The organism is Shewanella sp. MR-4 (assembly GCF_000014685.1).
Lineage (GTDB): Bacteria > Pseudomonadota > Gammaproteobacteria > Enterobacterales > Shewanellaceae > Shewanella.
The window spans coordinates 4672238-4694385 of record NC_008321.1 but is presented as its reverse complement, the minus strand read 5'-3'; the positions used below and the strand labels follow the sequence as shown (position 1 = coordinate 4694385).

Genomic DNA, 22148 nt, shown 5'->3' with positions numbered 1-22148 from the left:
GATGAATCATGGCTGCAACTGGTGAAGCGTTAACACCGCAGGGCTATATCCAGCATCACCTTACCAACTTACACGTTGGTGAAGGTTTCTGGACATGGCACATTGATTCGTTGTTCTTTTCGGTTGGTCTTGGTGTTCTGTTCCTGTGGATTTTCCGTAGTGTTGGTAAAAAAGCGACTTCAGGTGTTCCCGGTAAGCTGCAATGCTTTATCGAGATGATCGTTGAGTTCGTTGATAACAGCGTGAAAGAAAGTTTTCATGGCCGCAATGCCCTGATCGCGCCTTTAGCTCTGACCATTTTTGTATGGGTATTCATGATGAACTTCATGGATATGCTCCCTGTAGACTGGCTGCCTTGGTTAGCAAGTTTAGCGGGCGTTCCATACTTAAAAGTGGTTCCGACGACTGATGTAAACATCACCTTCAGCTTAGCTATTGGTGTGTTTGTGCTGATTATTTACTACAGCATTAAGGTCAAAGGCGTGTCTGGTTTTGTTAAAGAACTGACGCTACAGCCCTTTAACCATAAGGCAATGATACCCGTCAACCTCCTATTAGAGACTGTTACCTTAATCGCTAAACCAATTTCATTGGCATTGCGTCTATTCGGTAACTTGTACGCAGGTGAGTTGATCTTCATCCTTATTGCGCTGATGTATGGTACCAACTTGTTATTATCTTCCCTAGGTGTGACTCTGCAACTAGGTTGGTTAATTTTCCACATTTTGGTTATCACGCTGCAGGCGTTTATCTTCATGATGTTGACCATTGTTTACTTAAGCATGGCACATGAAGATCATTAAGGATTGCTGAAGAAATTTTAAACTAAATCATCAACTAATTAGATTTAGATTTTAGATACTGGAGATACAGATGGAAACGATTTTAGGCATGACAGCTATCGCTGTTGCTCTGCTGATTGGTATGGGTGCTCTTGGTACTGCAATCGGTTTCGGCTTATTAGGTGGCAAGTTCCTGGAAGGCGCTGCGCGTCAACCAGAAATGGCTCCTATGCTGCAAGTTAAAATGTTCATCGTAGCGGGTCTGTTAGACGCCGTAACAATGATCGGTGTTGGTATCGCATTATTCATGCTGTTCACCAACCCACTGGGTGCAATGCTGTAAGAAAACGCTTCTGTCTTAACTCTAAATAGGAGGCTGTTGTGAATTTCAACGCTACCCTAATCGGTCAGACGGTCGCCTTTATCATCTTCGTGTGGTTCTGCATGAAGTTTGTATGGCCCCCTTTGATGAATGCCATCGAAGCGCGCCAAAAAAGGATTGCTGACGGTCTAGCTGATGCTGATCGTGCGGTAAAAGACCTGGAGTTGGCTCAAGCGAAAGCGACTGACCAACTAAAAGAAGCCAAGGTGACTGCTAACGAAATTATTGAGCAAGCTAACAAGCGTAAAGCTCAAATAGTTGAAGAAGCTAAAGCCGAAGCAGACGCTGAGCGTGCAAAAATCATCGCTCAGGGTAAAGCAGAAATTGAAGCTGAACGTAATCGCGTGAAAGAGGATCTGCGTAAGCAGGTTGCTACTCTTGCCATCATGGGTGCTGAGAAGATCCTTGAGCGTTCTATTGATCCAGCCGCCCACAGTGACATAGTTAATAAACTAGTCGCTGAAATTTGATAAGGGAGTTTGAGTTATGGCTGAATTAACCACCATCGCTCGCCCTTACGCAAAGGCAGCTTTTGACGTTGCTGTTGAACATAATGCAGTGGATACCTGGGCAGAAATGCTCACGTTTGCCGCACTGGTTAGTGAAAACGAAACCATGCAGCCACTGCTAACTGGCTCTTTAGCTAGTACAAAACTTGCCGCACTCTTTATTAGTGTGTGTGGTGAGCAAATCAATGAGCAAGGTCAGAACTTGATAAAGGTAATGGCTGAAAACGGTCGCTTAAAGGTACTACCTGCTGTATCTGAGCTTTTTGCTCAATACCGTAATGAGTGGGCAAAAGAAGTGGAAGCCGATGTGGTTTCTGCAGCTGAGCTCAGCTCTGAACAAAAGCAGCAGATCAGTATTTCTTTAGAGAAACGTCTCGCACGCAAAGTTAAGCTGAATTGCAGCACTGACGCCGCGCTCATCGCCGGTGTAATTATTAAGGCAGGTGACTTAGTCATTGATGGCTCTGTCCGCGGTAAGTTATCGCGTCTGTCTGAAAAGCTGCAGTCGTAATTGGGAGTTTGAGCATGCAACTGAATTCCACTGAAATCAGCGATCTGATTAAGCAGCGGATCGAGCAGTTCGAAGTCGTTAGCGAATCTCGTAACGAAGGTACTATCGTTGCGGTTAGTGACGGCATTATCCGCATCCACGGCCTAGCCGATGTGATGCAAGGTGAAATGATCGAACTGCCTGGTAGCCGTTTTGCAATCGCGTTGAACCTTGAACGTGATTCTGTCGGTGCCGTAGTAATGGGTCCTTATGCTGATTTAGCAGAGGGCGTAAAAGTTAAAACTACTGGCCGTATTCTGGAAGTTCCAGTCGGTCGCGGCCTATTAGGCCGTGTAGTTAACACTCTGGGTGAGCCAATTGACGGAAAAGGCGCTATCGACAACGATGGTTTCTCTCCTGTTGAAGTGATCGCACCAGGTGTTATCGAGCGTAAGTCAGTAGATCAACCAGTTCAAACTGGTTATAAAGCCGTTGACGCTATGATCCCAATCGGTCGTGGCCAACGTGAATTGATCATTGGCGACCGTCAAACTGGTAAAACAGCTATGGCGATCGACGCAATCATCAACCAGCGCGATTCTGGCATCAAATGTGTGTACGTAGCTGTAGGCCAAAAGGCTTCTACTATTGCTAACGTAGTACGCAAGCTAGAAGAGCACGGTGCATTAGCTAACACTATCGTTGTAGTAGCAACAGCTTCTGAAGCTGCGGCACTGCAATACTTAGCACCATACTCTGGTTGTGCTATGGGTGAATACTTCCGCGACCGCGGTGAAGATGCTCTGATCGTATACGATGACCTGTCTAAGCAAGCAGTTGCTTACCGTCAGATCTCGTTACTGCTGAAGCGTCCACCAGGCCGTGAAGCTTATCCTGGTGACGTATTCTATCTACACTCTCGTTTATTAGAGCGTGCTTCACGCGTAAACGAAGAATATGTAGAAAAGTTCACTAAGGGTGCTGTAACAGGTCAAACCGGTTCTTTAACCGCGCTGCCTATTATTGAAACTCAGGCGGGTGACGTATCTGCATTCGTACCGACCAACGTAATTTCTATTACTGACGGTCAGATCTTCCTTGAGACCGATCTGTTTAACTCTGGCTTACGTCCAGCGGTTAACCCAGGTATTTCTGTTTCTCGTGTTGGTGGTGCGGCTCAGACTAAGATCATCAAGAAACTGTCTGGTGGTATCCGTACCGCTCTAGCACAGTATCGTGAACTTGCTGCGTTCTCACAGTTTGCATCTGACTTAGACGATGCAACTCGTGCTCAACTTGAGCATGGTGTGCGTGTTACCGAACTGATGAAGCAAAAACAATATGCTCCTATGAGCGTAGCCGCTCAAGCTGTGTCTATTTTCGCAGCTGAAAAAGGTTACCTGAAGGGCGTTGAGCTGAACAAAGTTGGTGATTTCGAAGCCGCTCTGCTCTCGTACATGAACAGCGAGCATGCTGCTTTAATCAAGCTTATCAACGAGACTGGCGATTATAACGCCGATATCGAAGCTGAATTAAAAGCTGGCCTCGACAAGTTCGTAGCAACCCAAACCTGGTAACAATGATAGAGGTGTCTTAAGGCACCTCAGGTCCAGATTGGAGAGTAGAGATGGCCGGCGCTAAAGAGATTAAAACCAAGATCGCGAGTGTGAAAAACACTCAGAAGATCACGTCCGCCATGGAAATGGTGGCAGCCAGCAAAATGCGCAGAGCGCAGGACCGCATGGCTGCAAGCCGTCCATACGCGGAAAGCATGCGTAAGGTGATCGGTCACGTCGCGCAAGGTTCTCTCGAGTATAAACACCCCTACTTAGAGGTGAGAGAGGCTAAGCGGGTTGGTTACATTGTTGTAGCAACCGACCGTGGCCTTTGTGGTGGTCTGAACGTCAACCTCTTTAAAAAGGTTGTGGCAGACGTGAAAAGCTGGAAAGAGCAAGGTGCAGAATTTGAATTTTGCCCAATTGGTGCTCGTAGTGTTCAGTTTTTCAAAAGCTTTGGCGGTCAGGTATCTGCCCATGCTTCAGGTTTAGGCGATGCTCCAAAGCTCGCTGACCTGATCGGGACAGTACGTGTGATGCTAGATGCTTACAACGAAGGCAAACTGGATCGTCTGTACGTAGTGTTCAACAAGTTTGTAAACACTATGACGCAGACTCCTGTGATCGAGCAGCTGCTACCTTTGCCTAAATCGGAAGATGATGAGGTTGCTCATCGTTGGGACTATATCTACGAGCCAGATCCAAAAGCCCTTTTGGATACCTTATTGGTTCGTTATGTAGAATCTCAGGTTTACCAAGGTGTTGTTGAAAACATTGCTTCTGAACAGGCTGCCCGTATGGTGGCAATGAAGGCGGCAACAGACAACGCAGGTACACTGATTGACGATTTGCAATTGGTCTATAACAAGGCTCGTCAGGCTGCGATTACGCAGGAACTGTCGGAAATTGTTTCTGGTGCCTCTGCGGTTTAGGTTAGGTAACGAATACAAGTTTTAGAGGATTAATCATGAGCACAGGTACTGTTGTCCAAGTGATTGGCGCGGTTGTGGACGTAGAGTTTCCACAAGATGCCGTACCTCAGGTATATGACGCTCTGAAGATCGTAGGTGAAGGCTCCTGTAATGGTTTGGTGCTGGAAGTTCAGCAACAACTAGGTGGTGGTGTAGTTCGTACCATCGCTATGGGTACTTCTGATGGTCTGCGTCGTGGTCTTGAGGTAGTAAACTCAGGTTCACCTATTTCTGTTCCTGTTGGTACCGCCACTCTTGGCCGTATCATGAACGTTTTAGGCGAGCCTATTGATGAAGCTGGCGCAATTGGCGAAGAAGAACGTTATGTTATTCACCGCAGCGCTCCTTCATACGAAGATCAATCAAACACGACTGAACTGTTAGAGACTGGTATCAAGGTTATCGACCTTGTATGTCCATTCGCTAAGGGTGGTAAAGTAGGTCTGTTCGGTGGTGCGGGTGTTGGTAAGACAGTTAACATGATGGAACTGATCAACAACATCGCTAAAGCTCACTCAGGTCTTTCTGTATTCGCCGGTGTAGGTGAGCGTACTCGTGAGGGTAACGACTTCTACTACGAGATGAAGGATTCTGGCGTTCTCGACAAAGTAGCCATGGTATATGGTCAAATGAACGAGCCACCAGGAAACCGTCTGCGTGTAGCACTGACCGGTCTGACTATGGCTGAAAAATTCCGTGACGAAGGTCGTGACGTTCTGTTGTTCGTTGACAACATCTACCGTTACACCCTAGCCGGTACTGAAGTATCAGCACTGTTAGGTCGTATGCCTTCTGCGGTAGGTTACCAACCAACTCTGGCTGAAGAAATGGGCGTTCTGCAAGAGCGTATTACTTCAACTAAGACTGGTTCTATTACCTCTGTACAAGCGGTATACGTACCTGCGGACGACTTGACTGACCCGTCACCAGCAACAACCTTCGCTCACTTAGATGCGACTGTTGTATTGTCACGTCAAATCGCTTCTCTGGGTATTTACCCAGCGGTTGACCCACTGGATTCTACTTCTCGTCAATTAGATCCATTAGTGGTTGGTCAAGAGCACTATGACGTAGCTAACGGTGTACAAACTGTTCTGCAACGCTACAAAGAGCTGAAAGACATCATTGCGATTCTCGGTATGGACGAACTGTCAGACGACGATAAGATGACCGTTTCCCGTGCACGTAAGATTGAGCGTTTCTTGTCTCAGCCTTTCCACGTAGCAGAAGTCTTTACTGGTTCTCCTGGTAAGTACGTTTCTCTGAAAGACACTATCCGTGGCTTCAAGGGAATTCTGAGTGGTGAGTTCGATCACATTCCAGAACAAGCGTTCTACATGGTTGGTTCTATCGACGAAGCTGTCGAGAAAGCTAACAAAAAGAAATAACTAAGTAGTCATACTTAGTTTTTTAAGGAGAACGGGATGGCAGCCATGACAGTACAGCTTGATATAGTAAGCGCAGAGAGCAGCATCTTCTCAGGTCGCGTAGCTAGCCTACAAGTGACCGGTTCTGAAGGTGAGTTGGGCATCATGCATGGCCACGCTCCACTGTTAAGCTATATCAAACCTGGCATGGCGCGCATCGTCAAACAAGACGGCAGCGAAGAAGTGTTTTATCTTTCTGGTGGTTTACTGGAAGTACAACCTTCTTCTGTTTCTGTGTTGGCTGATGTGGTTATGCGTGCCAAAGATATTGATGAGCAGGCAGCATTAGAAGCCAAGCGTCGTGCAGAAGCCCATATGGCGACTGCGGGTGCGGACTTCAATTATGACGCCGCTATGGTTGAGTTAGCGAAAGCAATGGCTCAATTACGTGTTGTTGAAACCATCAAGAAAAACATTGCCAGATAAAGGTTATTGTTTGTGATAAAAGGCGGTTATCGAAAGATACCCGCCTTTTTTGTTGGTTTTTTCGCTGCGTTTTGAGATCTGCCTTTCGCTTTGCTGCGCCTTTCCGTTAAAATTGCGCCATTAAATCGAGCTTAGTTTATCCCTTTGGGATGTTAATCAAGGATATGGCAATGGCATTAAATGTAGTGATCTTAGCGGCAGGAAAAGGAACTCGCATGCGCTCGGATCTTCCCAAGGTATTACATCCTATCGCCCACAAGAGCATGGTGCAGCATGTTATCGATACCGCCCACAGTATCGGCAGCGATGCCATTCAACTGGTCTACGGCTATGGCGCCGACAAATTAAAATCCGCACTGGGTGAGCAGCAATTAAATTGGATGTTGCAAGCCGAGCAGTTAGGCACTGGCCATGCGGTTGCTCAGGCGATTCCTAATATCGACGACAATGACACTGTGCTGATCCTTTACGGTGATGTGCCCTTGATCCAAGCCTCGACCCTGGAAGCCTTGCTCGCTGCGCGTCCTGATCATGGCGTGGCGATTTTAACCGTCAACCTTGTTAACCCGACAGGCTATGGTCGTATTGTGCGCGAGCAAGGCAAGGTTGTCGGCATCGTCGAGCAAAAGGATGCCAATGCTGAACAGTTAGCCATCAATGAAATCAATACCGGCATAATGGCAGTGCCGGGCAAGGCATTAAAAACCTGGCTTGGCCGCCTATCGAATAACAATGCTCAGGGTGAATACTACCTGACCGACATTATCGCCATGGCCCACGCCGATGGCGTTGAAATTAATACCGCTCAGCCACAATCAGCCATCGAGGTGGAAGGTGCTAATAACCGCGTGCAGCTTGCACAACTCGAGCGCGCTTATCAGGCCCGTGAAGCCGAAAAGTTAATGATTGCTGGTGCTAATCTACGTGACCCAAGCCGTATCGATATCCGTGGTGAAGTGACCGTGGGTATGGATGTGATGGTCGATGTTAACGTGATTTTCGAAGGTAAAGTAGTGATTGGTAATAACGTTAGCATCGGCGCTGGTGCGATTCTTATCGACTGCGAAATTGCCGATAATGCCGAAATCAAACCTTACTCTATTATCGAAGGCGCTAAGCTAGGCGTTGCCGCCAGTGCGGGGCCTTTTGCCCGTTTGCGCCCTGGTGCCGAACTGATGCAAGATGCGCATATCGGCAACTTCGTTGAGATGAAAAAAGCCGTGTTAGGTGTAGGTTCTAAGGCGGGTCACTTAGCCTATTTAGGCGATGCGCAAATCGGGGCGGGTGTGAATATTGGTGCCGGCACTATTACCTGTAATTACGATGGTGCCAATAAACACTTAACCGTGATTGAAGATAATGTGTTTGTGGGGAGTGATACTCAGCTGGTGGCGCCGGTGACCATTGGTAAAGGCGCGACGCTCGGTGCGGGGTCAACCATTACCCGTGACGTGGGTGAGGATGAGCTAGTGATCACCCGTGTTAAGCAAAAACATCTGACAGGCTGGCAACGTCCGGTAAAGATTAAGAAGTAAGAGCTTCATTCTGAGCAAACATAAAAGCGGCAGTAGCCGCTTTTATGTTTTTAGTCAAAAGAGGAATCTCAACTATTTACAGAAAATCACTGGATTAAGCTTGAATTAATCTAAGTGTGTTATGGCTAATTCGTTGTTTTTATTCAAACTTGATCTAAGTCACGCTAGATTGTAAATTCGTGTAAAGAACCTTAAATAAAAACAATTCTTATTTATATTGCCTGCAATTCTAAGACGAAAGGTCTACTTGAGGTGTTGGCAATGGTATTTAAATATTCAGTTGTGGGTTTGGCCGTTGGGTCTGCATTAATGGCGGCTATGCCTGTCATGGCCGAAGCGCCAAATGATACAAATATTGAGCGTATTAATGTCACTGGCCGTACTTTTAATGACTATAAAGTAGGTAGTGCATCGGGCGCTATGCGTGGTGATATCGATTTAATGGATACCCCACAATCAGTGAACGTGATCCCCGACTTTGTGACCGATGAGCAATTAGCGACTAACCTTGCCGAAGTCTTAGTTAACGATTCAAGTGTTACTGCGGGTACCACTCGCTGGAACCGCCAAGTCTTCAGTATTCGTGGTTTTGAATTAGATTCGGGCAACGGTTATCTGATCAACGGCCACCAGCAATGGTCTCATTACGTCCAACCTATCGAAACCCTGCAACAGGTTGAAGTGCTTAAAGGCCCTTCGAGCATGTTGTATGGCCAATCTGGTCCTGGCGGTTTGGTGAATATGGTCACCAAGAAGCCTACCTACGATTCTATGCTCAACTTAGGGTTTGATACCGACGGTTACGGCTCTACCCGCGCACAGTTAGACGCTGGTGGCAGCTTAAACGAGGCTCAGAGCATTCGTTATCGCGGTGTGTTAGTCAAACAAGACACCAAATACTGGCGTGAATATTCAACGACCGATGAAAACCAAGAGCGTGATCGTTGGTTAGGTTATTTGAACCTAGAATTCGATATCAGTGATGATCTGTTATTGTCACTGAAATACGACCATACCCAAGATAAAACCGGTATCGATGCTGGCAGTTGGTTAGATAAGCAAGGCAATGTTGTCGGCCAGCGTAAAACCATCTGGGATGCGCCTTGGGCCTTTACCGATAACACGGTTTCAAACTTAGGTGCCGATTTAACTTGGCATATGAATGACGATTGGAAAGTTAAACTGGGCTATAACGATCAACAGTTTAATCGCCAGCGTTTCGATTCTGCACCGCAATATAATGAAGATCCATTTACTAGTGGTTATAAAATAAAGCCATTCGATCGTTACGACGACTGGCAACATAAAACCGCTTATGTCGATTTTACGGGCGAGTTTGCATTAGCGGGTATGGAGCACCAACTCCTTATAGGTGCTAACTACTTAGACTACTATTATGGTCAATATATTGAGAGATATGTTAATCAAGCAACCAAAGGGATGATTACAGTTATTCCTGGTCAACCCGTAGCAAAACCAGATTTAGACTATCATCGTGATAGCACAAAATCTGAAAGTGAATACAAATACTACGGTTTCTATCTGCAAGATTTAATGACCATCAATGAACAATGGAAATTGCTTGCAGGGGTTCGTTATGACGAACAGAAAAAAGATGGTTTTGGTGAAAACAGTTATGCCGTATCGCCTAAATTTGGGGTGATCTACTCACCAATGACCAATGGCAGCATATATGTTAACTACTCTAAGAGCTTTACACCGCAAGGTGGTATTACCGACCCTCTAAATGTTAATCATGACACTAACCTTAAACCAGAATATGGCATTCAATATGAAGTAGGGACTAAGTGGGAACTGTTTGACGATAGCTTGTTATTAACGGCTGCGGTATTTGATGTCACACTGGAGAATATCTCTATAAATGAGGTGCTGACAGCAAGTGACCCACGAAGTGAGGATGGAAAATACACTTCAATCACCACCCAAGGCGGAGAGCAAAAACACCGCGGCTTTGAAGTCGGTGCCCAAGGTAAGCTAGGCGATAGCTGGTTTGTGACTTCATCTATGATGTACCTCGATGCTGAGTATCAAACGGGTGATGAGCGCGAAGGTAAAACGCCTATCGATGCCCCTGAATGGTCGGCGAATATCTGGACTCGTTATGAAGTGACCGATAACTTTGCAATGAACTTCGGTGCTATCTATGTTGGCGAGCGTTTTGCAAACGTGGATAACACTATCAGTAAAGACGGTTATGTTCGCTTCGATATTGGTGCTGCCTACACTATGGATATTATGGGTAAAGACGTAAGCCTCCGCGCGAACGTGAGAAACCTGTTTGATACCGATTATATTGATGGCGGCCAATACAATATGGTGACTCTAGGCCAAGACCGTAACTTCAGCGTGGCACTTGAAGCTAAGTTCTAATTTCACTTTCTACGCTTAAGTTTTAGCTCGCTTAAAGCAGTTCATCGATAGGTGAACTGCTTTTTTATTATTTTTCATAAAGTTAATTAATCCAATTTAAAATCTACCCATCTTGATTCGAAATTATCTTTCGAATACTAGCAAAAATGTTTCGTTTCTCTATAATGTAACTTTCGAATCGAAAGTTAAATGAAAGGTTTTATGAATAAACGAAACACACAGCAACGACGTCACAGTATTATCAGCATTCTGAATGAACAGGGTGAAGTGAGTGTCGATGAGTTGTCATTACGTTTCGAAACCTCAGAAGTGACTATTCGTAAAGACTTGGCAGAACTTGAAAAAACCGGACTATTGCTGCGCCGCTATGGTGGTGCTGTGGCTATTCCCGATGAAGTCACGCAACAGTTTTCTGCCAAGATTGCCCCTAATAAGTTATCCATTGCTAAAGCAGCGGCGCAGCTGATCAAAGATCACAATCGCATCATTATCGACAGTGGCACCACCACTTCAGGCCTGATCGCCGAGCTGAATCACAAGCGTGGGCTGGTGGTCATGACCAATGCCCTGCATTTGGCCAATGCGATTCATGAGCTTGAAAATGAGCCCACTCTATTGATGACCGGTGGAACCTGGGATCCGCATTCCGAGTCGTTTCAGGGGCAAGTAGCCGAGCAAGTATTACGCTCCTATAACTTCGACCAACTCTTTATCGGTGCCGACGGTATCGATTTAGCGCGCGGCACCACCACCTTTAATGAGCTAACGGGCTTAAGTAAGGTGATGGCAGAGGTTTCCCGCGAAGTGATCGTTATGGTGGATTCGGACAAAATTGGTAAGCGGATACCTAACTTAGAACTACCTTGGTCGCAAATCAGTGTGCTAGTTACCGATGCTCGCATCGAAGAGAGCGCCCTTAACCAAATTACCGAGCAAGGCGTGAAAGTCATCTTAGCGCCCTACTCGCCTTAGGCATTTGCCCGTGATAAGCCAAAGCAAATGTCTCAAACAAGTTCATTTTTATTTTTCATTTTATAGGTAAAAACTATGTGCGGAATCGTTGGCGCCGTGGCGCAAAGGGATGTGGCCGAAATTCTGGTCGAAGGTTTACGTCGTTTAGAATATCGTGGATATGACTCCGCTGGTGTTGCCGTTATCCACAATGGCGAACTTAATCGTACTCGCCGTGTGGGTAAAGTGCAGGAGCTTTCTGCCGCACTCGAAACCGACCCGTTAGCGGGCGGCACTGGTATTGCACATACTCGTTGGGCTACCCATGGAGAACCAAGCGAGCGCAATGCTCACCCACATTTATCTGAAGGCGATATTGCCGTGGTGCACAATGGCATTATCGAAAACCATCATAAACTGCGCGAAATGCTAAAAGAGCTGGGCTATCACTTCAGTTCTGATACCGACACCGAAGTGATTTGTCATTTAGTTCATCACGAATTAAAAACGCACGACACCCTACTGGCCGCTGTGCAAGCCACGGTTAAACAACTTGAAGGCGCTTATGGCACTGTGGTTATCGACCGCCGCGATAGCGAGCGTATGGTCGTCGCGCGCTCAGGCAGCCCATTAGTGATTGGTTTTGGTTTAGGTGAAAACTTCGTTGCATCTGACCAATTGGCGCTGCTGCCTGTGACCCGTTCTTTCGCGTTTTTAGAAGAAGGTGACGTGGCAGAAGTGACTCGTCGCACCGTGAGCATTTTCGATGTGCATGGCAATAAAGTTGAGCGCGAAGTTAAAGAATCAGAAATCACCCACGATGCCGGCGACAAAGGTGAATATCGCCACTATATGCTCAAAGAGATTTATGAGCAGCCATTGGCATTGACGCGCACTATCGAAGGTCGCATTGCTAACAAGCAAGTGCTCGACACGGCTTTTGGTGATAATGCCGCAGAGTTTTTAAAAGATATTAAACACGTGCAAATCATTGCCTGTGGTACTAGCTACCATGCAGGTATGGCGGCGCGTTATTGGTTAGAGGATTGGGCTGGCGTTTCATGTAATGTCGAAATCGCCTCTGAATTCCGCTACCGCAAATCGCATTTATTCCCTAACAGCCTGTTGGTGACCATTTCTCAATCCGGCGAAACCGCCGATACGCTGGCGGCGATGCGCCTAGCCAAAGAAATGGGTTACAAGGCGACGCTAACTATCTGTAACGCACCTGGCTCTTCCTTAGTCCGTGAGTCTGACATGGCATACATGATGAAAGCGGGTGCTGAGATTGGTGTGGCCTCTACCAAAGCCTTTACTGTGCAGTTGGCTGGTTTGTTAATGCTGACGGCGGTGATCGGTCGCCATAATGGCATGTCGGAGCAAATGCAGGCGGAGATCACTCAAAGCCTACAGTCTATGCCAGCCAAAGTGGAACAAGCATTGAGCTTAGATGATGCGATTGCTGAATTGGCGGAAGATTTTGCCGACAAACACCATGCCTTATTCCTTGGCCGTGGCGATCAGTACCCGATTGCGATGGAAGGTGCGCTGAAACTTAAAGAGATCTCTTATATCCATGCTGAGGCGTATGCCTCTGGTGAGTTGAAACATGGCCCACTGGCGTTGATTGATGCCGACATGCCCGTCATCGTGGTCGCGCCAAACAATGAACTGTTAGAAAAGCTGAAATCTAACGTTGAAGAAGTGCGTGCCCGTGGTGGTTTAATGTATGTCTTTGCCGATGTGGATGCTGAGTTTGAATCTGACGAGACCATGAAGGTTATCCCAGTTCCACACTGCGATATATTTATGGCACCGCTGATTTACACTATCCCATTACAGTTGCTGTCGTATCACGTTGCCTTAATTAAGGGCACCGATGTGGATCAACCGCGAAACCTCGCTAAATCGGTGACGGTGGAATAAATCGGAAGCAATAAAAAACCGCCTAAATGGCGGTTTTTTTATTGGGGCTTTATTAGAGAATGTGCTGGTGGCTTAACTTTTTAAGCTGTTACAGTCTCAAGCGCGTGTTGCTTTTTTGCTTCTAAACGTTTCCATACTTTATCGTGGAAATAAAACACTACGGTGTTTATCGCTGGCTCAACTAATGCGACGGCACCACCAACCAAAACACTACCGGTTAATAAATAGGTAACGGTGAAGGCAACGCTGAAATGTAATACGGCAAAAGTGAATGTCTTGGTCATGTTCTTATCCTCTAATGTTAGCCTCAATTGGGAATAATTAGATGATAACAATTCTCATTAAAATTTAAACCCGTATTTTGAGATTAGTTTAAACGGTTTTTTCTATCTATAAGTGCTAAAAAATATAAAGCCCTCAAATGAGGGCATATAGCAATCAGCTTCGATTAGTAATGCCAAGGAAACGCTGAGAAGTCCTGATCGCGTTTCTCGAGGAAAGCATCGCGCCCTTCTTGAGCTTCTGCACTGGCATAGGCTAAACGCGTCGCTTCACCCGCAAACAGTTGCTGGCCGACCATGCCATCGTCTGTCATGTTAAAGCCGTACTTCAACATACGCATCGCTGTTGGCGATTTGGAGTTAATCTCTTTGGCCCATCTTAATGCTTCAACTTCGAGTTCGGCATGGGGAACCGATTTATTGACCATTCCCATGGCAAAGGCTTCATCGGCACTGTAGTTAAAGCCACAGAAGAAAATTTCTCGCGCGCGCTTTTGGCCAATCATCTTGGCAAGATAAGCGCTACCATAGCCAGAATCGAAACTCGCGACATCGGGATCGGTTTGTTTGAAGACAGCGTGTTCCTTCGAGGCTAAGGTTAAGTCGCAGACAACGTGTAAACTATGGCCGCCACCAACCGCCCAACCAGGCACGACAGCGATCACCACCTTAGGCATAAAGCGGATCAATCGTTGGACTTCGAGGATATGTAAACGCCCCATTCTGGCTAAATCGGCTTTGCCTTCTTCGGCGCCTTCATATTTATAACCATCTTTGCCGCGAATGCGCTGATCGCCACCGGAGGAAAACGAATATTGTCCTTTGGCGGAGGGGCCATTGCCTGTGAGTAACACACAACCTACATCGGACCATTGGCGAGCGTGATCGAGGGCGATATACAACTCGTCGACCGTCTTTGGGCGGAAGGCATTGAGGCAATCTGCACGGTTGATGGCGATACGCACTGTGCCGTGGGCTTTGGCTCTATGGTAAGTGATATCGTCGAAATTAAATCCGCTGACTTCATCCCACAGTGCGGGATCAAAAATATCTGATACTGGTTTAGTCATGATACAAGGCCTATGTAATTGAAGTTCAAAGGCTAGGCGGAATCATGTCTTTGGTCAATCGCCTAAGCGTCATGCTTAGTGATGGGCTGCAAAATTCCGTTTGCCTGTAAGTGGGATTAGAGGTTATCGCAGATAAAAAACAGGTTATCTCGGCTAAAAATGGGATGCTCAGGCGCTTTCGTGCCGCAGTAGATCTCTTTAAAATCGGCAATACCGTCTTCGGTGAGTGGGATTTTATTAAATTCTTCGACTTCAGGAGCCGATAGTCGCTCCAAAATGTCTTTTCGAGCCTTAGTGCGCTTCTGATCGATCTTAATAATTTGGGTGCCCGTCATCGAACCCATTTTGTTTTCTATCTTCTGAACCATTTCCTCTGTTTTAGCTATAGGTGCATCTAATTTGTCTGTTTCGGTGTATAAGTAATATAATGCACCACACAGGAGCGCTAATATGATCCAACCTTTCATCTTTTAGTCCAACATAAGTGAATAACCATTAATAATATGGGTATAATAAGCCAGTTTTCGTCCAATATTAAAGCAGTAAAAGGCTGTCACGATGAACGCAGAATCTAATAACAAGGACTATTCGAAAACCAATCGAATTAAGATTCACCAGCCAGATGAAAATAAGGCTGATCGCTTTAACCCCCGCAACCGGATTTATGTCCGGGCAATCGATGGATTATGGAGTAGCGTACGCCGCCGTATGGGTTGGGTCGCAATGCTCTTCTTCCTTATTCTGCCGTGGATCCCTTGGGGAGACCGTCAAGCCGTTTGGTTCAATCTGGGCGAACAGAAGTTTCACGTCTTTGGCCTTACTATTTGGCCTCAGGATCTCACCTTACTTGCCGCTCTCTTTATGATAGCCGCCTTTGCGTTGTTTTTCGTCACAACCTATCTTGGCCGAGTTTGGTGTGGTTATACCTGCCCGCAAACCGTGTGGACATTTATGTTCATCTGGTTCGAGGAAAAACTCGAAGGCGCACGCAATAAACGCATCAAGCTAGATCAAATGCCATGGAATTTTGACAAAATTTGGCGCAAAACCGCAAAACACACGGCTTGGATTTTACTTTCGCTACTCACAGCTATGACCTTCGTGTCTTATTTTGTGCCTAGCCGTGAAGTCTATGTCGATGTGTTTACCCTTAATGCTTCTGGCGCTATCTATTTCTGGGTGGTGTTTTTTACCTTTGCAACATACGGCAATGCGGGATGGATGCGAGAGATCATGTGTATTCACATGTGTCCCTATGCCCGTTTCCAAGCGGCGATGTTTGATAAAAACACTTATATTGTCGGTTACGATACCAAACGCGGTGAGACCCGAGGTCCACGTTCACGTAAAGCCGATCCTAAAGAAATGGGTTTAGGCGACTGTATCGATTGCGACCTCTGTGTCCAAGTGTGTCCTACTGGTATCGATATTCGTAATGGTCTGCAATACGAATGTATCAACTGTGGCGCCTGTATCGATGCTTGTGATCAAACCATGGAGCGGATGGGATATCCTCTGGGGCTGATTAGCTATACCACAGAGAATAAACTCGAAGGTATAAAAGAGAAGGTATTACGTCCTAAGCTGGTGGGCTATGGCGTAGTGTTGGTCGCCATGATTCTGATCTTTATCTATGCAAGCGCGACAATTGCGCCAGTGCGTATGGATATTATCCGTGACCGTAACCAACTCTATCGGGAAAACAATCAGGGGTTGATTGAAAACACCTTCACCCTGAAAATTCTGAATAAGACTGAACAAGTCCATGAGTACACTATGAGTGTAGAAGGACTTAACAACTATAAATGGTACGGCCCCACTTCAGTAACTATTGCGGGTGGAGAGGTTCTGACTCTACCTATTAGTGTAGGCGTCGATCCTGTCGAGCTTTCGCGTTCAGTGACCAACATCGAGATAAAAGTGAAAACCCATATCGATGGTGAAGAAGTCGAAGTCGAGCAAGAATCGCGTTTCTTCAGTCCGTAGTAAGTATTTTGTTAAGTAAATGCATTGAAAAAGGGGCTGTTTAGCCCCTTTTTTATTCATGTTGCTGGATATCTAGGCGTCTAGATGATTAATCGAAATTTTCTGTCAAAAAGCCCTTGCACAAAAAGTTCTGCTGCCTATAATGCGCATCCACTGACACGGCAGACAGCGAAAGCAAGCGCGGTGACAGTTCGAATCGAATGCAAAATGTGCAGTTGATTCGAAAGCCTCAAGAAGTTTGCAAAAACGCCTTGACGCGACAAGGGAAATGCGTAGAATACGCAGCCCTGACCCGCTGAGCGGTAACGCGAAGTGAATGGTCAAATGCTCTTTAACAATCTAAACAAGAAATCTGTGTGGACACTCACAGGTGTTGAGTTAATCGAAATTACTCTGCCGTTTGGCGAGTAATCAAAGAATTAAATCAATGAATGAGTGTTCATAGCAATATGTACATACAGTAATATATGAATTGAAACGCGATGCTTCTTAGTGAGCAAAGCGAATCAAAACAGTAGAATTCATTGAGTCGTTTAACGCGAGTTAAACAAAAAAACTTTTAATTGAAGAGTTTGATCATGGCTCAGATTGAACGCTGGCGGCAGGCCTAACACATGCAAGTCGAGCGGCAGCACAAGTAAGTTTACTTATGAGGTGGCGAGCGGCGGACGGGTGAGTAATGCCTAGGGATCTGCCCAGTCGAGGGGGATAACAGTTGGAAACGACTGCTAATACCGCATACGCCCTACGGGGGAAAGAGGGGGACTTTCGGGCCTCTCGCGATTGGATGAACCTAGGTGGGATTAGCTAGTTGGTGAGGTAATGGCTCACCAAGGCGACGATCCCTAGCTGTTCTGAGAGGATGATCAGCCACACTGGGACTGAGACACGGCCCAGACTCCTACGGGAGGCAGCAGTGGGGAATATTGCACAATGGGGGAAACCCTGATGCAGCCATGCCGCGTGTGTGAAGAAGGCCTTCGGGTTGTAAAGCACTTTCAGTAGGGAGGAAAGGTTGTAAGTTAATACCTTGCAGCTGTGACGTTACCTACAGAAGAAGGACCGGCTAACTCCGTGCCAGCAGCCGCGGTAATACGGAGGGTCCAAGCGTTAATCGGAATTACTGGGCGTAAAGCGTGCGCAGGCGGTTTGTTAAGCGAGATGTGAAAGCCCCGGGCTCAACCTGGGAATTGCATTTCGAACTGGCAAACTAGAGTCTTGTAGAGGGGGGTAGAATTCCAGGTGTAGCGGTGAAATGCGTAGAGATCTGGAGGAATACCGGTGGCGAAGGCGGCCCCCTGGACAAAGACTGACGCTCAGGCACGAAAGCGTGGGGAGCAAACAGGATTAGATACCCTGGTAGTCCACGCCGTAAACGATGTCTACTCGGAGTTTGGTGTCTTGAACACTGGGCTCTCAAGCTAACGCATTAAGTAGACCGCCTGGGGAGTACGGCCGCAAGGTTAAAACTCAAATGAATTGACGGGGGCCCGCACAAGCGGTGGAGCATGTGGTTTAATTCGATGCAACGCGAAGAACCTTACCTACTCTTGACATCCAGAGAATTCGCTAGAGATAGCTTAGTGCCTTCGGGAACTCTGAGACAGGTGCTGCATGGCTGTCGTCAGCTCGTGTTGTGAAATGTTGGGTTAAGTCCCGCAACGAGCGCAACCCCTATCCTTATTTGCCAGCGCGTAATGGCGGGAACTCTAGGGAGACTGCCGGTGATAAACCGGAGGAAGGTGGGGACGACGTCAAGTCATCATGGCCCTTACGAGTAGGGCTACACACGTGCTACAATGGCGAGTACAGAGGGTTGCAAAGCCGCGAGGTGGAGCTAATCTCACAAAGCTCGTCGTAGTCCGGATTGGAGTCTGCAACTCGACTCCATGAAGTCGGAATCGCTAGTAATCGTGGATCAGAATGCCACGGTGAATACGTTCCCGGGCCTTGTACACACCGCCCGTCACACCATGGGAGTGGGCTGCAAAAGAAGTGGGTAGCTTAACCTTCGGGAGGGCGCTCACCACTTTGTGGTTCATGACTGGGGTGAAGTCGTAACAAGGTAGCCCTAGGGGAACCTGGGGCTGGATCACCTCCTTACCTATACGACTAACTCGATGTTTGGTTGGTAAGAAACTGCTCCATGCGTTTCTTACACACGGCACATCCATGTGCCTGAGTGTTCACACAGATGGCTTGTTGAACTTCTCGAAAGAGGAGGGAGAGCGAAATGCGCCGCGTGCCGGTAAGCATTGTTCTTTAACAATTTGGAAAGCTGATAGTAATTAATGCAATGATGTCTGTCGTTGTGTTAATACGAAAAAAATTGAGTTCTTAAAACACTTTTTAAGTGTCTTGAATATTCAAGTCTAAGGCGAGTCCATCTTCTTGGTCGAAGATGAGACAAGTAAAACCAGCTGGTCGCAACAATTCAAGTGAAACTCATTTGGGTTGTATGGTTAAGCGACTAAGCGTATACGGTGGATGCCTTGGCAGTCAGAGGCGATGAAGGACGTAGTAACTTGCGAAAAGCGTTGGCGAGCTAGTAACAAGCATTTGAGCTAACGATGTCCGAATGGGGGAACCCAGCAGCATAAGCTGTTATCACTGCATGAATACATAGTGTAGTGAGGCAAACGAGGGGAACTGAAACATCTAAGTACCCTTAGGAAAAGAAATCAACCGAGATTCCCCTAGTAGCGGCGAGCGAACGGGGATTAGCCCTTAAGTCAGAGGGGTGTTAGTGGAATGGTCTGGAAAGTCCAGCGGCACAGGGTGATAGCCCCGTACACGAAAACTAACCTTTGATGAAAACGAGTAAGGCGGGACACGTGATATCCTGTTTGAATATGGGGGGACCATCCTCCAAGGCTAAATACTCCTGACTGACCGATAGTGAACCAGTACCGTGAGGGAAAGGCGAAAAGAACCCCTGTGAGGGGAGTGAAATAGAACCTGAAACCGTATACGTACAAGCAGTGGGAGCGGTACTTGAGACCGTGACTGCGTACCTTTTGTATAATGGGTCAGCGACTTACGTTTTGTAGCGAGGTTAAGCGAATAGCGGAGCCGTAGGGAAACCGAGTGTTAACTGCGCGTTTAGTTGCAAGGCGTAGACCCGAAACCCGGTGATCTAGCCATGGGCAGGTTGAAGGTTGAGTAACATCAACTGGAGGACCGAACCGACTAATGTTGAAAAATTAGCGGATGACTTGTGGCTGGGGGTGAAAGGCCAATCAAACCGGGAGATATCTGGTTCTCCTCGAAAGCTATTTAGGTAGCGCCTCGGACGAACACCTTTGGGGGTAGAGCACTGTTAAGGCTAGGGGGTCATCCCGACTTACCAACCCTTTGCAAACTCCGAATACCAAAGAGTGCTATCCGGGAGACAGACGGCGGGTGCTAACGTCCGTCGTCAAAAGGGAAACAACCCAGACCGTCAGCTAAGGTCCCAAAGTGTATGTTAAGTGGGAAACGATGTGGGAAGGCTTAGACAGCTAGGATGTTGGCTTAGAAGCAGCCATCATTTAAAGAAAGCGTAATAGCTCACTAGTCGAGTCGGCCTGCGCGGAAGATGTAACGGGGCTAAACATACCACCGAAGCTACGGGTGCAATCCATTAGGGTTGCGCGGTAGAGGAGCGTTCTGTAAGCCGTTGAAGGTGAAGGGGTAACCCACGCTGGAGGTATCAGAAGTGCGAATGCTGACATGAGTAACGATAAAGGGGGTGAAAAACCCCCTCGCCGAAAGACCAAGGGTTCCTGTCCAACGTTAATCGGGGCAGGGTGAGTCGACCCCTAAGGCGAGGCCGAAAGGCGTAGTCGATGGGAAACAGATTAATATTTCTGTACTTCCGCTAACTGCGATGGAGAGACGGAGAAGGCTAGGCTAGCGCGGCGTTGGTAGTCCGCGTTTAAGGTGGTAGGTGGGTGACTTAGGCAAATCCGGGTCACTATACACTGAGAGCTGATGACGAGTCCCCAAGGGGATGAAGTAGTTGATGCCATGCTTCCAGGAAAATCTTCTAAGCTTCAGGTTAGCGGGAATCGTACCCCAAACCGACACAGGTGGTCGGGTAGAGAATACCAAGGCGCTTGAGAGAACTCGGCTGAAGGAACTAGGCAAAATGGTACCGTAACTTCGGGAGAAGGTACGCTGCTGTTGGTGATGGGACTTGCTCCCTAAGCTGACGGCAGTCGCAGATACCAGGTGGCTGCAACTGTTTATCAAAAACACAGCACTGTGCAAAATCGCAAGATGACGTATACGGTGTGACGCCTGCCCGGTGCCGGAAGGTTAATTGATTGGGTTATCGCAAGAGAAGCTCATGATCGAAGCCCCGGTAAACGGCGGCCGTAACTATAACGGTCCTAAGGTAGCGAAATTCCTTGTCGGGTAAGTTCCGACCTGCACGAATGGCGTAATGATGGCCACGCTGTCTCCAGCCGAGACTCAGTGAAGTTGAAATTGCGGTGAAGATGCCGTATACCCGCGGCTAGACGGAAAGACCCCGTGAACCTTTACTATAGCTTGGCACTGAACATTGACCCTACATGTGTAGGATAGGTGGGAGACTTTGAAGCGGGAACGCTAGTTCTCGTGGAGTCGTCCTTGAAATACCACCCTTGTAGTGTTGATGTTCTAACTTGGGCCCCTAATCGGGGTTAAGGACAGTGCCTGGTGGGTAGTTTGACTGGGGCGGTCTCCTCCCAAAGAGTAACGGAGGAGCACGAAGGTTGGCTAAGTACGGTCGGACATCGTACGGTTAGTGCAATGGCATAAGCCAGCTTAACTGCGAGACAGACACGTCGAGCAGGTACGAAAGTAGGTCATAGTGATCCGGTGGTTCTGAATGGAAGGGCCATCGCTCAACGGATAAAAGGTACTCCGGGGATAACAGGCTGATACCGCCCAAGAGTTCATATCGACGGCGGTGTTTGGCACCTCGATGTCGGCTCATCACATCCTGGGGCTGAAGTCGGTCCCAAGGGTATGGCTGTTCGCCATTTAAAGTGGTACGCGAGCTGGGTTCAGAACGTCGTGAGACAGTTCGGTCCCTATCTGCCGTGGGCGTTGGATGATTGAGGGGAGTTGCTCCTAGTACGAGAGGACCGGAGTGAACGAACCGCTGGTGTTCGGGTTGTCATGCCAATGGCATTGCCCGGTAGCTATGTTCGGAATCGATAACCGCTGAAAGCATCTAAGCGGGAAGCGAGCCCCAAGATGAGTCATCCCTTGGACTTTAAGTCCACTAAAGAGCCGTTCGAGACTAGGACGTTGATAGGTCAGGTGTGTAAGCGTTGTGAGGCGTTGAGCTAACTGATACTAATGACTCGAGAGGCTTAACCATACAACCCAGATGGGTTTTACTAAGTGATACTTAGACGAATAGAAACACTTAAGAAGTGGCACTCAATACAGCTTTCTAAATTAACAAATAAAGGTTAATTACGCAGGTAATT

General features: G+C 47.3%; 16 protein-coding genes and 2 rRNA genes. 15 read left to right on the top strand and 3 right to left on the bottom strand.

Annotated features, from left to right (window positions below):
• Positions 1–8: 8 nt before the first annotated feature.
• The 12 genes from atpB to glmS all read left to right on the top strand — a co-directional run bounded on the left by atpB (position 9) and on the right by glmS (position 13346).
• Positions 9–803, top strand: a complete 795-nt coding sequence (atpB, locus tag SHEWMR4_RS20510; RefSeq protein ID WP_011624651.1) for a F0F1 ATP synthase subunit A — start codon at positions 9–11, stop codon at positions 801–803.
• A 70-nt stretch (positions 804–873) separates the two neighbouring features.
• Positions 874–1125, top strand: coding sequence for a F0F1 ATP synthase subunit C (gene atpE / locus SHEWMR4_RS20505; protein WP_006083840.1), 252 nt, complete (start codon positions 874–876; stop codon positions 1123–1125).
• A gap of 38 nt (positions 1126–1163) precedes the next feature.
• Positions 1164–1634: a F0F1 ATP synthase subunit B gene (gene atpF, locus SHEWMR4_RS20500; protein WP_011624650.1), complete on the top strand. Its 471-nt coding sequence runs from the start codon at positions 1164–1166 to the stop codon at positions 1632–1634.
• Between the two features lie 16 nt (positions 1635–1650).
• The gene (gene atpH, locus SHEWMR4_RS20495; protein WP_011624649.1) at positions 1651–2184 is read left to right on the top strand and encodes a F0F1 ATP synthase subunit delta; all 534 of its coding nucleotides are present in this window, start codon (positions 1651–1653) and stop codon (positions 2182–2184) included.
• Positions 2185–2198: 14 nt separating this feature from the next.
• A complete protein-coding gene (gene atpA / locus SHEWMR4_RS20490; protein ID WP_011624648.1) occupies positions 2199–3740 on the top strand; it encodes a F0F1 ATP synthase subunit alpha in 1542 nt (513 codons plus the stop codon).
• 50 nt (positions 3741–3790) lie between these two features.
• The gene (gene atpG, locus SHEWMR4_RS20485; protein ID WP_011624647.1) at positions 3791–4651 is read left to right on the top strand and encodes a F0F1 ATP synthase subunit gamma; all 861 of its coding nucleotides are present in this window, start codon (positions 3791–3793) and stop codon (positions 4649–4651) included.
• Between the two features lie 35 nt (positions 4652–4686).
• The gene (gene atpD, locus SHEWMR4_RS20480; RefSeq protein ID WP_011624646.1) at positions 4687–6078 is read left to right on the top strand and encodes a F0F1 ATP synthase subunit beta; all 1392 of its coding nucleotides are present in this window, start codon (positions 4687–4689) and stop codon (positions 6076–6078) included.
• Positions 6079–6114: 36 nt separating this feature from the next.
• Positions 6115–6543 carry a F0F1 ATP synthase subunit epsilon gene (locus SHEWMR4_RS20475; RefSeq protein WP_011624645.1) on the top strand — a complete coding sequence of 143 codons (429 nt, stop codon included), beginning with the start codon at positions 6115–6117 and terminating at the stop codon, positions 6541–6543.
• A 170-nt stretch (positions 6544–6713) separates the two neighbouring features.
• Entirely contained in the window at positions 6714–8078 is a 1365-nt protein-coding gene (gene glmU, locus SHEWMR4_RS20470) for a bifunctional UDP-N-acetylglucosamine diphosphorylase/glucosamine-1-phosphate N-acetyltransferase GlmU (RefSeq protein WP_011624644.1), read from the top strand.
• A gap of 261 nt (positions 8079–8339) precedes the next feature.
• A complete protein-coding gene (locus SHEWMR4_RS20465; RefSeq protein ID WP_011624643.1) occupies positions 8340–10469 on the top strand; it encodes a TonB-dependent receptor in 2130 nt (709 codons plus the stop codon).
• Positions 10470–10670: 201 nt separating this feature from the next.
• Positions 10671–11441 (top strand): DeoR/GlpR family DNA-binding transcription regulator, encoded by a 771-nt coding sequence (locus tag SHEWMR4_RS20460; protein ID WP_011627710.1) that lies wholly within the window; start codon positions 10671–10673, stop codon positions 11439–11441.
• 75 nt (positions 11442–11516) lie between these two features.
• A complete protein-coding gene (glmS, locus tag SHEWMR4_RS20455; RefSeq protein WP_011624641.1) occupies positions 11517–13346 on the top strand; it encodes a glutamine--fructose-6-phosphate transaminase (isomerizing) in 1830 nt (609 codons plus the stop codon).
• 80 nt (positions 13347–13426) lie between these two features.
• Here glmS and SHEWMR4_RS20450 read toward each other — a convergent pair whose 3' ends face one another.
• The 3 genes from SHEWMR4_RS20450 to SHEWMR4_RS20440 all read right to left on the bottom strand — a co-directional run bounded on the left by SHEWMR4_RS20450 (position 13427) and on the right by SHEWMR4_RS20440 (position 15164).
• The gene (locus SHEWMR4_RS20450; protein ID WP_011624640.1) at positions 13427–13630 is read right to left on the bottom strand and encodes a DUF2061 domain-containing protein; all 204 of its coding nucleotides are present in this window, start codon (positions 13628–13630) and stop codon (positions 13427–13429) included.
• 164 nt (positions 13631–13794) lie between these two features.
• Entirely contained in the window at positions 13795–14697 is a 903-nt protein-coding gene (locus SHEWMR4_RS20445; protein WP_011624639.1) for a 1,4-dihydroxy-2-naphthoyl-CoA synthase, read from the bottom strand.
• A gap of 116 nt (positions 14698–14813) precedes the next feature.
• The gene (locus SHEWMR4_RS20440) at positions 14814–15164 is read right to left on the bottom strand and encodes a hypothetical protein (RefSeq protein WP_011624638.1); all 351 of its coding nucleotides are present in this window, start codon (positions 15162–15164) and stop codon (positions 14814–14816) included.
• A gap of 91 nt (positions 15165–15255) precedes the next feature.
• Here SHEWMR4_RS20440 and ccoG point away from each other — a divergent pair, with 91 nt between their 5' ends.
• From ccoG to SHEWMR4_RS20425, 3 genes are all read left to right on the top strand, one after another.
• Positions 15256–16683: a cytochrome c oxidase accessory protein CcoG gene (gene ccoG / locus SHEWMR4_RS20435; protein WP_011624637.1), complete on the top strand. Its 1428-nt coding sequence runs from the start codon at positions 15256–15258 to the stop codon at positions 16681–16683.
• A gap of 560 nt (positions 16684–17243) precedes the next feature.
• Positions 17244–18786, top strand: a 16S ribosomal RNA gene (locus SHEWMR4_RS20430).
• Between the two features lie 357 nt (positions 18787–19143).
• Positions 19144–22036: ribosomal RNA gene (locus tag SHEWMR4_RS20425) — 23S ribosomal RNA — on the top strand.
• The 16S and 23S rRNA genes sit together here, the layout of an rRNA operon.
• The last annotated feature ends 112 nt before the right edge of the window (positions 22037–22148 follow it).